The organism is Paracoccus sp. TOH (assembly GCF_030388245.1).
GTDB classification, from domain to species: domain Bacteria; phylum Pseudomonadota; class Alphaproteobacteria; order Rhodobacterales; family Rhodobacteraceae; genus Paracoccus; species Paracoccus simplex.
The window spans coordinates 1,405,737-1,418,461 of sequence record NZ_CP098360.1 but is presented as its reverse complement, the minus strand read 5'-3'; the positions used below and the strand labels follow the sequence as shown (position 1 = coordinate 1,418,461).

Here is a 12,725-nt window from a genome sequence, read left to right as displayed (position 1 = left end):
GGTCGGGCCGATCAAGCCCACGGCAATGCATGCCGTCGAGGCGCGGTCCAGCGCGTTCGCCAGCAGCTTCGTACGCTCGTTGGGGATCAGAGTCATGGCTCAGTCTATGATGGGCGATGCTTGTTCGATCAGCTTTTCCAGGGTGCCAGCTTTGTACAATCTCTCAAGTAATGCCACCATTTCGGGGTCAAGAATCTCTGCTTGACGATCTCTCAATGCATCAATTTTCTTGTGGATTTGAAACACGCGCTGAGTCATGTCGAAGTAGTCTGGGGAATCCTTGGCGTCTTGAGCTAGATGCCAGAGCTCATCCGCCTCTAGGACCGTTTTTATTCTTTCTTTCTCAAGGCTAAGCCAGATAGCAAAGTTCTCTGTAGGCGGGGCCGGATATGCCGCTTCAAGCGCGGCAACGATCTCGGCATTCATGCTGCGGTTGTTCGTCTCCGCGGCAGCCTTGATCCGGTCGCGCATGCCGTCCGGCAGACGGACGATGAACTGATCCATCTTCCGGCTCGGGGAGTCTTGCACCATTTGAGCTTCCTTCATGCCTTATGATCGCAATAGGCGATAAATAGGCGTTGACGCAATGATATCATCAGGCGATAACTGCACTATCGCACTAGGCGATACACTGTGAGGAGCCACATGACCACGATCCAACGGCGAAATGAGGGAGATGTGGCTGCGACGTCACTACGTCTTCCCCGCGCTGTGCGCGATGAGGTGAAGATCCAGGCGATCAGGGCCGGGCGTTCATTCAACACCCATGTCGTGATGATCCTGCAGCGGGCGCTGGAAGATTCTGATGCCCAAACCTGAAACGAGCGAGACCGCCTGGGCGGCCACCCTGACGGTCTCTGAAAATCCAAACATAGCAGAAAGGATCTTGCCCATGACCATGGCGCAACCCGAGACGAAAATCAATCCCTCGCCCATGCTGAGAGCGAGCGCGCATATCACTGACGCCCGGGACGATATGCAACAGGTTTCGAACCTGCTGTTCGCGGCTCATCTTCTCATGGAGGGTATGAAAACACGGGAAGCGGACGCGGTGGCCGAGGTGATCGGCGTTGCCCTGTCGTCCCTTGGTGTGGCCGGCGGCCGCCTTGATCTTGCGCAGGAGGTGCTGCCATGAGCCCGGCTCTGGAAGCCCACCTCGCCCGCCTGCACTCCTTTGCGGTGAAGGCGCAGGCGCTGGCCGATGCGCTGAACGCGCTGGCGGACGATGCCGAATTTCGGGAAACCAGCATGGAGATCGCACAAACGCTTTCCTCGATCACCAGCGCTATCGCGCATGGCCTCGATACGCCCCAACGGTTCGAGGTGGCGGCATGAGGGATTTTGCTGATCTGCTTTGCAGGGATGATCCGGCTGACAATGCTACGTCGATCCTTGACCGCATGCTGGACCTGCTCTCGGCTGCCCATTGTGCCCTCATGGATGCGGACGGAAACAATGCCGAGCGCATTGCCAATGAGGTGGCGACGGTGCTGGAAATCCTGAACGCCTGCGTGGTGCGAGCTTATGCCGGCGTGGATGCGTTGCAGCGTGAGGCTAAGCGCGGCATCTGGCGCGACAAGCCGGCAACTAGCGAGGAGGGTTCGGAATGCCTCTCCGCGTGATCATTGCTCGCGCGGCGGTTCGCCTTGGGTTCAATCTGAATTACCTGTTTGAGCCGGCGACGGCATGGCGGCGTGGCGAACCGTTGCGGCGCAGGGAGGTATAGATATGAAATCTCTTACACCCTTCCTCGCGTCGGAAAAGACGGCTGCAGCGCTGCTGGATATGAAGCCGGCAGAGTTCCGAGAGTTGGTCAAAGCCGGACACCTGCCCAGGGGCGAGGAAATAGCCCCTGGTGTGATGCGCTGGGAAACCGATCATCTGCGCAACCTGCGGGCCGGCAGGCTGGCGCGACCGGATGGAGGGCTTGAGCTGTGACGCGCCGACCGGAAAAGCCGCGCTTGGAATGGAAGAACGTGCGGGGCGTTGATACGCCCCGCCATCGCATTACGTGGACCGAGAACGGCAAACGCCGGGAGCGTGTCGTTACTCTGGACTGGAAAGGTGATCTGGCCGAGCTGGACCGTCTGTATTGGCTGTGCGAGCGCGGGCAGCATCCCCGGCAGAAGCCCCCGGCACCGGCCACCAGCTGGCGAGCGCTGGTCATTGCATGGCGTTCCGACCCTAGGGTGCAGAATCGTCTAAGCGATGGCACGAAGCGCAGCTATCGCCGCACGATGGATGCGCTGCTAGAGAAGAACGCCGACAAGGATGTTCGCCAGACCACCCGCGCGCATGTCCGTGCGCTCCACGACAAGTTGTCGGCCACACCTCGGAAGGCCGATCATCATTTGCAGGTCATTCGCCTGCTGTGGAACTATGCCAAGAACAAGCTCGACTGGCCGCTGGGAGAAAACCCCGCAGAAGGGCTGGAGCTTTACGGCACCACCCGAGAATTCCTGCCCTGGCCTGAATGGCTGGTCGGGAAGCTGGCCGAGGCGCCCCATGACGTGCGGGTGGCCTGTGAACTGATCCTTGGCACCGGCCAGCGCCCCAACGCTGCCATCATGATGCGCTACGACGATTTCTCGGGCGAATGGATGTGGGTTTGGGACGAGAAGGGCAAGGATCGGTTCGAGGTGTATTGCCCGCCCCGGCTACGGGCTTTCGTGGCCTCTCTGCGCAAGCAGGGCACCCATCTGGTGGCGAAGAACCTGACCGAGGGGAAGGGTTACGATTCTGTTGAGAAGGCATTCAGGACCTGGCGCAAGACGCTGGGCGATGCGGCGCAGGAATACACCCTGCACGGCCTGCGCAAGCTCGCCTGCATCGAGTTGGCCGAAGGCGGTGCTGGCGATGCGGAGATCCAAGCGGTGACGGGACAGTCGGCCAAGACGGTCGCCTACTACCGAAGGCTCGCTGACAAGAAGAAGCTGTCCCGCAGCGCGCAGACCAAGCGCGAACGAAACAAAAACGAAACATGAAAGTGGGCTCACGCTGTGGGCTACAGGTCAGAGGCGGCGAAAGATGATGCGCAACGACATTGAAAGAAATGAAGCAAAAACAACTGTATATTTGCAGATGAAGGCAGGAACGGGAATGACGGTGCAAAGGACTGCGCGTCCCCCGTCCGCCGCTGGCGCGGCGGCCTTCCCCTGCGGGGTATTTCGGCAACGAAGAAGCGGATGGTCGGCCAGCGCCGCGGCCAGCCGGCGATCGGTGGCGTCCTCGGGGCCGCAGGCCCAGGGGCGGAAGCGCAGGCGGAAGGCGGCGAGCCGCGCCGGGTGTTCGGGATAGCCGATGCGGGTCAGGCTATCGGCCAGCGGCCGGTCTTCGGCCGCGCCGTCCGGCCAGAGCGCCAGCCGCTGCAAGGCCAGCCGCCGCCAGTCGAAGCGCGGGCCGGGGTCGATCTTGCGGCCCGGCGCCAGGTCGGAATGCGCGATCACGCCGGCGGGCCCGATCGGCCAGCGCGCCATGATGCCGCGCAACAGCGCCTCCAGCGCCGCCATTTGCGGCTCGGGGAAGGGTCGGTCGCCGGGATTGGCCAGCTCGATGCCGATGCTGCGCGAATTCACGTCCTCGCGCCCCTGCCAGGATCCGGCCCCGGCATGCCAGGCACGGCGCGGCTCGGGCACCAGCGGCTCGGTCCGGCCATCCTCGTGGATCAGCCAATGCGCGCTGACCTCGGCCCCGGGATCGCAGAGCCGGGCGCGGGCCGAGACCGCGTCCGCCATGCCGGTGTAATGGATCACCACCAGCGACGGAACCTGCCCGCGCCGGTCGCCGTGATTGGGCGAAAGGCTCAAAGCCGGGGCTGGCGGAAGGGGCGCGGATCCCAGCCGCAGACGAAGCCGTCGCCGTCGGGGTCCAGTCCGCGCGGGTCGATCACCGGCCCGCCCGCCGCGATGAAGGCGGTCTGCGCCGCATCGGCGCCGGCATAGCCGCGGCAAGTCCGCGCCGCCGCCGATTCGGAGCCACCGCTGCGCTGATATTTCCGCGTGCCCCGCGCCTGGGTTTCCTGATGCGCGTAACGCACCAGCACCGGGGTCGAGCCGGGATAGGGGCCGGTGGCGGCGACCTGCGCATTGGCCGGAACCGCCGCGGGGGCCGGGGCGCGCACGGTCGTCGTCCCCGCCCGTTTCGCCGGCGTGCCGGCGATATCGGCGGCGGTCGGCGCCTGCACCGGCAATTGCACGGGAATTGCCGCCGGCACCGGTCCCCTGCCCTGCAGCGCGATCTCGCGCTGCTGAAGGTATTCGGCATAGCGCGAGCCATTGTGCATGGCGCTGTAATTCGGGTTCCAGCCGGTATTCTCGCCGCAGGCCGCCAGCGCCAGCAGCGGGGCAAGGCCCAGGATCGCCAGGTTCCGCATCGGTCTCTCCCGTTTGAAGCCGGTCACCACCAGCGCGAGGGTTTCGCCGTGAAGCCTGCCGCAGATTCGAGGGCCTGCGCAAGGTTCAACAGGTTGCCCTCGTCCCAGGGGCGGCCGATCAGCTGCATGCCCAGCGGCAGGCCCTGCTTGTCCAGCCCCACCGGCACCGAGATGCCCGGCAGCCCGGCAAGGTTCACGGTCACGGTGAAGACGTCGTTCAGATACATCTCGACCGGATCCTTGCCCGCCATCTCGCCCAGGCCGAAGGCGGCGCTGGGGGTGGCCGGGGTCAGGATCGCGTCGATGCCCTCGGCATAGGCCTGGTCGAAGTCGCGCTTGATCAGCGCCCGCACCTTGCGGGCGCGGTTGTAATAGGCGTCGTAGAAGCCCGCCGACAGCACATAGGTGCCGATCATCACCCGGCGCTGCACCTCGGGGCCGAAGCCTTCGGCACGGGTCTTTTCATACATCTCGACGACGCCGTCGCCGGCACCCAGCTTCGCGCGGCGGCCGTAGCGCACCCCGTCATAGCGCGCCAGGTTCGAGGAAGCCTCGGCCGGGGCGATGACATAATAGGCCGGAAGCGCATATCTTGTATGCGGCAGGCTGATATCTACAACTTCCGCGCCGGCATCGCGCAGCATCTCGGCCGCCTGGTGCCACAGCGCGTCGATCTCCTCAGACATGCCCTCCATGCGGTATTCGCGCGGAATGCCGATGCGCTTGCCGCGGATGTCGCCGGTCAGCGCCGCCTCGTAATCGGGCACCGCGCGCTCGGCGCTGGTCGAATCCTTGGGATCGACCGAGGCCATGGCGCCCAGCATGATCGCGGCGTCGCGCACCGATTTCGTCATCGGCCCGGCCTGGTCCAGCGAGCTGGCGAAGGCGATCACCCCCCAGCGGCTGACCCGGCCATAGGTCGGCTTCAGCCCCACCGTGCCGGTGAAGGCCGCCGGCTGGCGGATCGAGCCGCCGGTATCGGTGCCGGTCGCGGCCAGGCACAGGTCGGCGGCCACCGCCGCCGCCGAACCGCCCGAGGAGCCGCCCGGCGTCAGCCGGCGTTCGTCCACCTTCCACGGGTTCACCACCGGGCCGTAGCAGGCGCTTTCGTTCGAGGATCCCATGGCGAATTCGTCCATGCTGAGCTTGCCCAGCATCACCGCGCCCGCATCCCACAGATTCTGCGTCACCGTCGATTCATATTGCGGCAGGAAGCCTTCGAGGATCCGGCTGGCCGCCTGCGAGGGCACTGCCCTGGTGCAGAACAGGTCCTTGATGCCCAGCGGGATGCCGCACATGGCCGGCGCCTCGCCGGCCGCGATGCGCTTGTCGGCCGCCTCAGCCATCTGGCGCGCCTTTTCCGGGGTCTTGTGGGAATAGGCGTTCAGCGCGCCCGCCGCCTCGATGGCGCCCAGACAGGCTTCGGTCAGCTCGGCGCTGGTGAACTCGGCCTTGCGCAACCCGTCGCGGGCGGCCGAGATGGTCAGTTTGTTCAGATCGCTCATTCCACCACCTTCGGCACGGCAAAGAAGCCCTCGCGCGCATCGGGCGCGTTCTTCAGGATCAGCTCCTGCATCTCGCCATCGGTGACGACGTCCTGGCGGCGCTTGAGGCGCATCGGTTCGACGCCGGTCATCGGCTCCACGCCTTCGACATCGACCTCGTTCAGCTGTTCCATGAAATGCAGGATGCCGTTCAGCTCCTGCGCCAGCGCGGGCAGGTCGGCGTCCTTGACCGCAATCCGCGCCAGATGCGCGACCTTGCGGGCTTCGTCCTCGGTGATCGCCATGAGAGGCTCCTTTCGCTTGCGCCGGGTTTTACCGGGGCGGCCGGGGCGGGGCAAGCACCGCGCGGGCGGAACTTGCGGCGGAACTTTACGCCCGCCGCCCGGCTTGGCAGGATGCGGCAACGCAAGCAAAGGAGCCTTCCGATGAAACTGACCTGGCTTGGCCATTCCGGCTTCCGGCTGGAGATCGAACAGGCGGTGATCCTGATCGACCCCTGGCTCTCCGGCAACCCGATGTTCCCCGAGGACAGGCGGGACGAGGCGATCCGCGGCGCCACCCATGTCCTGCTGACTCATGGCCATGGCGACCATACCGGAGACACGCTGTCGATCGCGCGCGAGCTGAAGATCCCGGTGGTCGGCATCTACGACCTGATCAACACCTGGCAGACGCATCAGGACATCGAGGGCATCGGCTTCAACAAGGGCGGCACCGTCGATCTGGGCGGCGCCAAGGTGACGATGGTCAATGCCAGCCATAGCTCGTCCTTCGACGGCAACGAGGGGCCGGTCTATGCCGGTCACGAATCCGGCTACATGATCGCCGGCGAAGGGCATGTGATCTATGTCTCGGGCGATACCGACATCATGGCCGACATGGAATGGATGGGCGAATACCATCGGCCCGATATCGGCATTCTCTGCGCCGGCGGGCATTTCACCATGGACATGGAACGCGCGGCCTGGGCGGCGCGGAAATATTTCGACTTCAAGACCGTGATCCCCTGCCACTACCGGACCTTCCCGCTGCTGGCGCAGGATGCCGAACCGCTGAAGGCCGGCCTGCCCGGCGTGCAGGTGATCGAGCCCGAGGTGATGCGGCCGATCACGCTCTGACGCGTTTCCGGCGCAAGCCGCTGCGGGCTTTGCGCCCGGACATGCGCGGGATCAAGCCGCTGCAGCCCTTCGGGCGCATGGCCGAAACGCTACTCGGGCCAGCGATAGCCGCTGGGGCGGGGCTGCGCGCGCGCCGCGGGCCGGGCCGGCGCGAAGATCTCGACCAGCAGCGGATGGCAGGCGGCGGCGTCGCTGGAATGCTCGCTGCCGCAATCGCCGCCCGGACAGGCGGACAGCCCGCCGATCAGGTCGATCTCGGCGAAGAACTCGATATGGTCGCCGGGGCGCACCGGGCTCGCCTTCATGAAATACTGCCCGGTGTCGCGGGTGAATCCGGTGCACATGAAGACGTTCAGCACGTCATGCACCAGCGGCTCGGCCTCGGCGCGCGGCAGACCCAGTTCGGCCATCAGCGCGTTGACCAGGTTGGAATGGCAGCAATGGTGGTAATCCTGCCCGTGCAGCAGGCGATGGGTATAGGGATCGCAGCGCGTGCCGATCACGTCATGGACCGAGCCGCCATATTCGTCGATGCCGTACCATTCCAGCGTGTCCTCGGTCACGGTGGCCAGCGGGCGCAGGTTGGGAAAGTTCGACCACATGCGGTCGCCGCGCGTCAGATGCGTGCCATGCAGCGCCCGGGTCTTGCCGGAATAGAACCGCTCGCGCGGATCGGCGGCGGACCACAGGTTCAGATCGCCGACCTGCGGCCCCTCGACGCTGGTGATGCGGAAGAAATGCCCGGCCGGGACATGGAAACAGCGCGCCTCGCGCGGCGGCACCAGGCATTCGCCGGATTTGCGGGCGGTCAGGCGCACCGCCTGCAAACCGAGCAGGTCCGGGTCGGGAAGCGTGTGGTTCGGATAACAGATGACCGGGCGGACGGCTCGGCGCTCGGCGGCGTCTTCGGGAATGGTTCGGATCATGGCGCGGATGCTATGCGCGCGTCCACGGCAGCGCAAGCGCGCGCTGCCCCATGGGTATTTGGACAACAGAGAAGCGAGGCGCCGCCTTGCCGGCTTCTCTGTTGTCCAAATACCCAAAAAACAAAAGCGCGGCCGGGAAGCCGCGCCGGAAGGCCCGCGAGACGCGGGCGGGTGACCGGGCCTCAGGCGGCGCGGCGAATGTCGGCTTCAAGCGGCAGCGGGTCGAAGCTGAAATAGCCATACATCTGCTCGAGAACGGCCAGGGCGGCACGGCTCTCGGCCTTGGCCGGTTTCAGCATGGTCAGGTTGGCGGTCGGTTTCCGGGTTTCGGCTTGGGATGTCATCTGGGAATCTCCGGGTCGCATTGTGCTCTCCCCGCCGAAAAGATAACGCCGCGACGCAGAAAAATCCAGTTCTGCGACGCGGCGTCAATCGGTATGTCATGGCATACCGGCCATGACCGGCCTGCAGATCAGACGATCCGATCCACCATCATATGCTTGATCGAGGCGATGGCCTTGGCCGGGTTCAGGCCCTTGGGGCAGGTATTGGTGCAATTCATGATCGTGTGGCAGCGGTAGAGCTTGAACGGGTCTTCGAGCGCGTCCAGCCGCTCGCCCGTGGCCTCGTCGCGCGAGTCGATGATCCAGCGATAGGCGTGCAGCAAGGCCGCCGGGCCCAGATAGCGGTCGCCGTTCCACCAGTAGCTCGGGCAGGCGGTCGAGCACGAGGCGCACATCACGCATTCATAGAGACCGTCCAGCTTCTTGCGGTCCTCGATCGACTGGCGCCATTCCTTGTCCGGGGTCGGCGTCTCGGTGATCAGATAGGGCTGGACCGAGGCGTGCTGGGCATAGAAATGCGTCAGGTCCGGCACCAGGTCCTTGACCACCGGCATATGCGGCAGCGGATAGATGTTCACATCCTTGCCCTTGACCTCGTCGATGCCGAAGATGCAGGCGAGGTGGTTGCCGCCGTCGATGTTCATCGCGCAGGAACCGCAGATCCCCTCGCGGCAGGAGCGGCGGAAGGTCAGGGTCGGGTCGATCTCGTTCTTGATCTTGATCAGCGCGTCCAGCACCATCGGCCCGCATGTGTCCAGGTCGATGAAATAGGTGTCGATGCGCGGGTTTTCCCCGGTATCCGGGTCCCAGCGATAGATATTGAAGCGGCGGACATTCTTGGCGCCCGCCGGCTTCGGCCAGGTCTTGCCGACCCGCATGCGGCTGTTCTTGGGAAGGGTAAGTTGGACCATTGGGTAACTCCTGGTGGTCAGAGCGCCGCCTTGCGACGGCCCGTCATGCGGTGGGCTTGGGCCGGGGCGTCAGCGCGCCCTCCAGCCGGGTTGTTCGTAGAGCGGCCGCGTCGGCATCTGGCCCGAGCGGCGCTGCACGCATTCCTGGAAAATCTGCGACGGATCGCGACCCATGACATAGTCGGACGAGATGCCGACCTCGATGAAGTCGCCCCGCACGCCTTCGGAGCCGACGCCGAAGCCGGCCCGGGTCCGGGGGCCAAGCGCGTCGCGCGCGCTGTCGCGGCAGATGCGCTCGGCCTGGTCGACGGGCAGCGGCGCGCAGGCGGCCAGGCCCAGCATCGCCGGGGCCAAAGCCATCAGAACGCGCCGCGCCCCCGGCATCACGCCCGCTTGGCCGCGGCGGCGGCGCCGGCGATGCATTGCGAGGTCGCCGGACGGCCGACGATGGCCGCGACGGCGCCGCTGGCATTGGCGCTGTCGGCGATGCCGGCCAGTTCGGCCGTGGTCGCGTTCTGCATCACGCAATCGGTATAGGGCGCGACATTGGCGCCGGGCAGGCGCCGGGCCATCTCGCGGTTCACGACCACCCGGGCCGAGGAGCGGACGGCCGCATCGGGCGCCGGGGTGGCGATCGGCGGAACCGGCCCGGGGGCGGGTGCCATGCCGGGATTCTGCACCACGCAGCCCGAAAGGGCCAGCGCGGCGGCGGTCAGGATCAGGGGAAGACGCATCAATAAACCCTCGCTTTGGGTGCGATCTTTTTCAGGTCGATCCCGCCCTCGTCCTGGGTCGTCAGGGGTTCAAGATGAACGGGCCGATAGGCCAGTTTAACATCGTTGCCTTCGACCCAGGCAAGCGAGTGCTTGCGCCAGTTGGCATCATCCCGCTCGGGCCAGTCCTCGTGGGCATGGGCGCCGCGGCTTTCCTTGCGCGCCTCGGCGCCGACGATGGTGGCCAGCGCGTTGGGCATCAGGTTGGTCAGTTCCAGCGATTCCATCAGGTCGCTGTTCCAGATCAGGCTGCGGTCGGTGACCTTGAGATCGTCCATCTTGGCGGCGATGCGCGTCATCTTCTCGACGCCCTCGGCCAGGGTCTTGTCGGTGCGGAACACCGCGGCGTCGGCCTGCATGGTGCGCTGCATCTCCAGCCGCAGCTCGGCCGTCGGCACCGCGCCATTGGCGTTGCGGATGCTGTCGAAGCGGTCCAGCGCCTTGTCCACCTGTTCCTTGTTGGTCGAGGGGATCGCCGCCTTGCGGTCGATCACCTGGCCGGCGCGGATCGCCGCGGCGCGGCCGAAGACCACCAGGTCGATCAGCGAGTTCGAGCCCAGCCGGTTCGCGCCATGGACCGAGGCGCAGCCGGCCTCGCCCACCGCCATCAGGCCGGGGAACACCGCGTCGGGGCTCTCCTCGGTCGGGTTCAGCACCTCGCCCCAATAGTTGGTGGGGATGCCGCCCATGTTGTAATGCACGGTCGGCAGGATCGGGATCGGCTCGCGCGTGACATCGACGCCGGCGAAGATCTTCGCCGATTCGCTGATGCCCGGCAGCCGTTCGGCCAGGCTTTCCGGCGGCAGGTGCATCAGGTTCAGGAACATGTGATCCTTGTGCGGGCCGACGCCGCGCCCTTCGCGGATCTCGATGGTGATGCAGCGGCTGACCACGTCGCGGGACGCCAGATCTTTGTAGGTCGGGGCATAGCGTTCCATGAACCGCTCGCCTTCCGAGTTGGTCAGGTAGCCGCCTTCGCCGCGCGCGCCCTCGGTGATCAGGCAGCCCGAGCCGTAGATGCCGGTCGGGTGGAACTGCACGAATTCCATGTCCTGAAGCGGCAGGCCGGCGCGCGCCACCATGCCGCCGCCGTCGCCGGTGCAGGTATGGGCCGAGGTGGCGCTGAAATAGGCGCGGCCATAGCCGCCGGTCGCCAGCACCACCATCTTGGCGTTGAAGACATGGATGGTGCCGTCGTCCAGCTTCCAGCACACCACGCCGGTGCAGGCGCCGTCGGTGATGATCAGGTCGAGGGCGAAATATTCGATGAAGAACTCGGCCTTTTCCTTCAGAGACTGGCCATAGAGCGTGTGCAGGATGGCGTGGCCGGTGCGGTCGGCGGCGGCGCAGGTGCGCTGCACCGGCGGGCCTTCGCCGAATTCGGTGGTGTGGCCGCCGAAGGGACGCTGATAGATCTTGCCCTCCTCGGTGCGGCTGAACGGCACGCCGTAATGCTCCAGCTCGTAGACCGCCTTCGGGGCCTCGCGCGCCAGATATTCCATGGCGTCGGTGTCGCCCAGCCAGTCCGAGCCCTTGACGGTGTCATACATGTGCCACTGCCAGTTGTCGGGGCCCATGTTCGACAGGCTGGCGGCGATGCCGCCCTGCGCCGCGACCGTGTGCGAGCGGGTCGGGAACACCTTGGTCACGCAGGCGGTGCGCAACCCCTGTTCGGCCATGCCCAGCGTCGCGCGCAGGCCCGCGCCGCCGGCTCCGACGACCACGACATCGTATTCGTGCGTTTCGTATTTGTAAGCAGCCATGGCGGAACCTCAGACGACGACGATCGCGCCAAGACCCATCCGGGCCAGCGCATAGACGGCGGCGGCGATCACCGCCCAGCCGAAGATGACGGAAAAGATGATGGCCGCCTTGCGCGTGCCACCCTGGAAATAGTCGTCGATCATGATCCGCGTGCCCTTGATGAAGTGGACCATGCCCACGATCACGAACAGCGCGGTGATGAGCGCCGGGAAGGGCCGGCCGAAATAGGCCAGGAACTGCTCGTGCGGCAGGCCGATGGCGCGGGCGACGACGATCATGAACAATGGCGTCAGCACGGTCAGCGCCACGGCGCTGACGGTCATGGCCCAGTGATGCTGGGTGCCTTCATGGGCCGAGCCAAGGCCTTCGGCGGCTTTGCGGGGGGTGATGTAACGCATGATCCCTGCCCTTTCCTCAGAACGCGAAGAAGATGATCAGCGTCAGCACGGCCAGCACGACCGAACCGGCGATCAGCGCCTGGCTGGACCGCTCGGCCTGCCGGATCTCGAGCCCGTAGCCGGCATCGTAGAACAGATGGCGCAGCCCGGCGAGCAGGTGATACCACAGCGCCCACATCGAGCCGGTCAGGATGATGAAGCCGAGCCAGGACCGCACCACCCAGTCGGCGCAGGCGAAGGCGCCGGGCGAGGCCACGGCGGCGACCAGCCACCAGACGATCAGCACGATCCCGGCGACCAGGGCGTGTCCGGTGATGCGGGTCATGATCGAGGTGATTGCGGCAAGTGGCAGGCGATAGACCTGCAGATGCGGTGACAGTGGCCGGTTGCCCCGGTTGACGTCAGCCATGATGCGCTCTCCTGCGTTCAGGCCCCGCACGCGACGGCTGGCGGCGAGGGCTGGCCGAAATTTGGTTTGCTTTTAGCCGTCTTGTTGCATCTGTCACGGGCGGAAACCAGACCGAAGCCGGATATGCGGAAGATTTTCCGGTTTTGTGATCACGCAAACGCCGGCTGTGATCACACGATCCTTCCCGACAGCGGAAATGATGCCG

General features: G+C 65.6%; 19 protein-coding genes and 1 pseudogene. 7 read left to right on the top strand and 13 right to left on the bottom strand.

Annotation, left to right across the window (positions count from 1 at the left end; genetic code table 11):
* Positions 1-99: 99 nt before the first annotated feature.
* The gene (locus tag NBE95_RS07060) at positions 100-531 is read right to left on the bottom strand and encodes an Arc family DNA-binding protein (protein WP_289893200.1); all 432 of its coding nucleotides are present in this window, start codon (positions 529-531) and stop codon (positions 100-102) included.
* A gap of 114 nt (positions 532-645) precedes the next feature.
* Here NBE95_RS07060 and NBE95_RS07055 point away from each other — a divergent pair, with 114 nt between their 5' ends.
* The 6 genes from NBE95_RS07055 (at position 646) to NBE95_RS07030 (ending at position 2,984) form a co-directional block, all read left to right on the top strand.
* The gene (locus NBE95_RS07055; RefSeq protein ID WP_289893199.1) at positions 646-819 is read left to right on the top strand and encodes an Arc family DNA-binding protein; all 174 of its coding nucleotides are present in this window, start codon (positions 646-648) and stop codon (positions 817-819) included.
* Positions 820-892: 73 nt separating this feature from the next.
* Entirely contained in the window at positions 893-1,135 is a 243-nt protein-coding gene (locus NBE95_RS07050) for a hypothetical protein (protein ID WP_289893198.1), read from the top strand.
* Positions 1,132-1,335 (top strand): hypothetical protein, encoded by a 204-nt coding sequence (locus NBE95_RS07045; protein ID WP_289893197.1) that lies wholly within the window; start codon positions 1,132-1,134, stop codon positions 1,333-1,335. Before NBE95_RS07050 ends, NBE95_RS07045 begins: the two co-directional genes overlap by 4 nt.
* A gap of 65 nt (positions 1,336-1,400) precedes the next feature.
* On the top strand, positions 1,401-1,622 hold the full coding sequence (locus NBE95_RS07040) for a hypothetical protein (protein WP_289893196.1): 222 nt from the start codon (positions 1,401-1,403) through the stop codon (positions 1,620-1,622).
* A 106-nt stretch (positions 1,623-1,728) separates the two neighbouring features.
* Positions 1,729-1,938: a hypothetical protein gene (locus NBE95_RS07035; RefSeq protein WP_289893195.1), complete on the top strand. Its 210-nt coding sequence runs from the start codon at positions 1,729-1,731 to the stop codon at positions 1,936-1,938.
* 23 nt (positions 1,939-1,961) lie between these two features.
* The gene (locus NBE95_RS07030) at positions 1,962-2,984 is read left to right on the top strand and encodes a tyrosine-type recombinase/integrase (RefSeq protein WP_289893194.1); all 1,023 of its coding nucleotides are present in this window, start codon (positions 1,962-1,964) and stop codon (positions 2,982-2,984) included.
* Positions 2,985-3,230: 246 nt separating this feature from the next.
* On the opposite strand, the pseudogene NBE95_RS07025 reads toward NBE95_RS07030, so the two are convergent.
* From NBE95_RS07025 to gatC, 4 genes and pseudogenes are all read right to left on the bottom strand, one after another.
* Positions 3,231-3,806: pseudogene (locus NBE95_RS07025) on the bottom strand (N-acetylmuramoyl-L-alanine amidase); the annotation flags it as partial.
* Positions 3,803-4,372, bottom strand: a complete 570-nt coding sequence (locus tag NBE95_RS07020; RefSeq protein ID WP_289893193.1) for a hypothetical protein — start codon at positions 4,370-4,372, stop codon at positions 3,803-3,805. The gene NBE95_RS07020 and the pseudogene NBE95_RS07025, both read right to left, overlap by 4 nt.
* 23 nt (positions 4,373-4,395) lie before the next feature.
* Entirely contained in the window at positions 4,396-5,877 is a 1,482-nt protein-coding gene (gatA, locus tag NBE95_RS07015) for an Asp-tRNA(Asn)/Glu-tRNA(Gln) amidotransferase subunit GatA (protein ID WP_289893191.1), read from the bottom strand.
* Positions 5,874-6,161, bottom strand: a complete 288-nt coding sequence (gene gatC, locus NBE95_RS07010) for an Asp-tRNA(Asn)/Glu-tRNA(Gln) amidotransferase subunit GatC (RefSeq protein WP_289893189.1) — start codon at positions 6,159-6,161, stop codon at positions 5,874-5,876. Before gatC ends, gatA begins: the two co-directional genes overlap by 4 nt.
* A gap of 141 nt (positions 6,162-6,302) precedes the next feature.
* Here gatC and NBE95_RS07005 point away from each other — a divergent pair, with 141 nt between their 5' ends.
* On the top strand, positions 6,303-6,995 hold the full coding sequence (locus tag NBE95_RS07005; protein ID WP_289893188.1) for a metal-dependent hydrolase: 693 nt from the start codon (positions 6,303-6,305) through the stop codon (positions 6,993-6,995).
* Positions 6,996-7,084: 89 nt separating this feature from the next.
* Here the strand turns inward: NBE95_RS07005 and NBE95_RS07000 are convergent, their stop codons facing one another.
* From NBE95_RS07000 to sdhC, 8 genes are all read right to left on the bottom strand, one after another.
* Entirely contained in the window at positions 7,085-7,921 is an 837-nt protein-coding gene (locus tag NBE95_RS07000) for a DUF1989 domain-containing protein (RefSeq protein ID WP_289893187.1), read from the bottom strand.
* A gap of 182 nt (positions 7,922-8,103) precedes the next feature.
* Positions 8,104-8,265, bottom strand: a complete 162-nt coding sequence (locus tag NBE95_RS06995) for a hypothetical protein (RefSeq protein ID WP_289893186.1) — start codon at positions 8,263-8,265, stop codon at positions 8,104-8,106.
* Between the two features lie 128 nt (positions 8,266-8,393).
* Positions 8,394-9,176, bottom strand: coding sequence for a succinate dehydrogenase iron-sulfur subunit (locus tag NBE95_RS06990; protein ID WP_289893185.1), 783 nt, complete (start codon positions 9,174-9,176; stop codon positions 8,394-8,396).
* A 69-nt stretch (positions 9,177-9,245) separates the two neighbouring features.
* Positions 9,246-9,536 carry a hypothetical protein gene (locus NBE95_RS06985; RefSeq protein WP_289893184.1) on the bottom strand — a complete coding sequence of 97 codons (291 nt, stop codon included), beginning with the start codon at positions 9,534-9,536 and terminating at the stop codon, positions 9,246-9,248.
* Between the two features lie 23 nt (positions 9,537-9,559).
* Positions 9,560-9,910 (bottom strand): hypothetical protein, encoded by a 351-nt coding sequence (locus NBE95_RS06980; RefSeq protein WP_289893183.1) that lies wholly within the window; start codon positions 9,908-9,910, stop codon positions 9,560-9,562.
* Positions 9,910-11,712, bottom strand: coding sequence for a succinate dehydrogenase flavoprotein subunit (gene sdhA / locus NBE95_RS06975; protein ID WP_289893182.1), 1,803 nt, complete (start codon positions 11,710-11,712; stop codon positions 9,910-9,912). The genes NBE95_RS06980 and sdhA overlap by 1 nt, the downstream gene beginning before the upstream one ends.
* A 9-nt stretch (positions 11,713-11,721) precedes the next feature.
* Positions 11,722-12,111: a succinate dehydrogenase, hydrophobic membrane anchor protein gene (gene sdhD, locus NBE95_RS06970; protein ID WP_019352759.1), complete on the bottom strand. Its 390-nt coding sequence runs from the start codon at positions 12,109-12,111 to the stop codon at positions 11,722-11,724.
* Between the two features lie 16 nt (positions 12,112-12,127).
* Complete coding sequence (gene sdhC, locus NBE95_RS06965; RefSeq protein ID WP_289893181.1) at positions 12,128-12,520, bottom strand: succinate dehydrogenase, cytochrome b556 subunit; 393 nt, start codon at positions 12,518-12,520, stop codon at positions 12,128-12,130.
* Positions 12,521-12,725: the final 205 nt, after the last annotated feature.

Coding starts and splice junctions, on each gene's coding strand:
- gatA (WP_289893191.1), bottom strand. CDS start 5,877: ATGAGCGATCTGAACAAACTGACCATCTCGGCCGCCCGCGACGGGTTG.
- NBE95_RS06980 (WP_289893183.1), bottom strand. CDS start 9,910: ATGCGTCTTCCCCTGATCCTGACCGCCGCCGCGCTGGCCCTTTCGGGC.
- NBE95_RS07005 (WP_289893188.1), top strand. CDS start 6,303: ATGAAACTGACCTGGCTTGGCCATTCCGGCTTCCGGCTGGAGATCGAA.
- sdhC (WP_289893181.1), bottom strand. CDS start 12,520: ATGGCTGACGTCAACCGGGGCAACCGGCCACTGTCACCGCATCTGCAG.
- NBE95_RS07035 (WP_289893195.1), top strand. CDS start 1,729: ATGAAATCTCTTACACCCTTCCTCGCGTCGGAAAAGACGGCTGCAGCG.
- NBE95_RS07055 (WP_289893199.1), top strand. CDS start 646: ATGACCACGATCCAACGGCGAAATGAGGGAGATGTGGCTGCGACGTCA.
- gatC (WP_289893189.1), bottom strand. CDS start 6,161: ATGGCGATCACCGAGGACGAAGCCCGCAAGGTCGCGCATCTGGCGCGG.
- sdhA (WP_289893182.1), bottom strand. CDS start 11,712: ATGGCTGCTTACAAATACGAAACGCACGAATACGATGTCGTGGTCGTC.
- NBE95_RS07000 (WP_289893187.1), bottom strand. CDS start 7,921: ATGATCCGAACCATTCCCGAAGACGCCGCCGAGCGCCGAGCCGTCCGC.
- NBE95_RS07050 (WP_289893198.1), top strand. CDS start 893: ATGACCATGGCGCAACCCGAGACGAAAATCAATCCCTCGCCCATGCTG.
- NBE95_RS06990 (WP_289893185.1), bottom strand. CDS start 9,176: ATGGTCCAACTTACCCTTCCCAAGAACAGCCGCATGCGGGTCGGCAAG.
- NBE95_RS07045 (WP_289893197.1), top strand. CDS start 1,132: ATGAGCCCGGCTCTGGAAGCCCACCTCGCCCGCCTGCACTCCTTTGCG.
- NBE95_RS07060 (WP_289893200.1), bottom strand. CDS start 531: ATGGTGCAAGACTCCCCGAGCCGGAAGATGGATCAGTTCATCGTCCGT.
- sdhD (WP_019352759.1), bottom strand. CDS start 12,111: ATGCGTTACATCACCCCCCGCAAAGCCGCCGAAGGCCTTGGCTCGGCC.
- NBE95_RS07020 (WP_289893193.1), bottom strand. CDS start 4,372: ATGCGGAACCTGGCGATCCTGGGCCTTGCCCCGCTGCTGGCGCTGGCG.
- NBE95_RS06995 (WP_289893186.1), bottom strand. CDS start 8,265: ATGACATCCCAAGCCGAAACCCGGAAACCGACCGCCAACCTGACCATG.
- NBE95_RS07040 (WP_289893196.1), top strand. CDS start 1,401: ATGCTGGACCTGCTCTCGGCTGCCCATTGTGCCCTCATGGATGCGGAC.
- NBE95_RS06985 (WP_289893184.1), bottom strand. CDS start 9,536: ATGGCTTTGGCCCCGGCGATGCTGGGCCTGGCCGCCTGCGCGCCGCTG.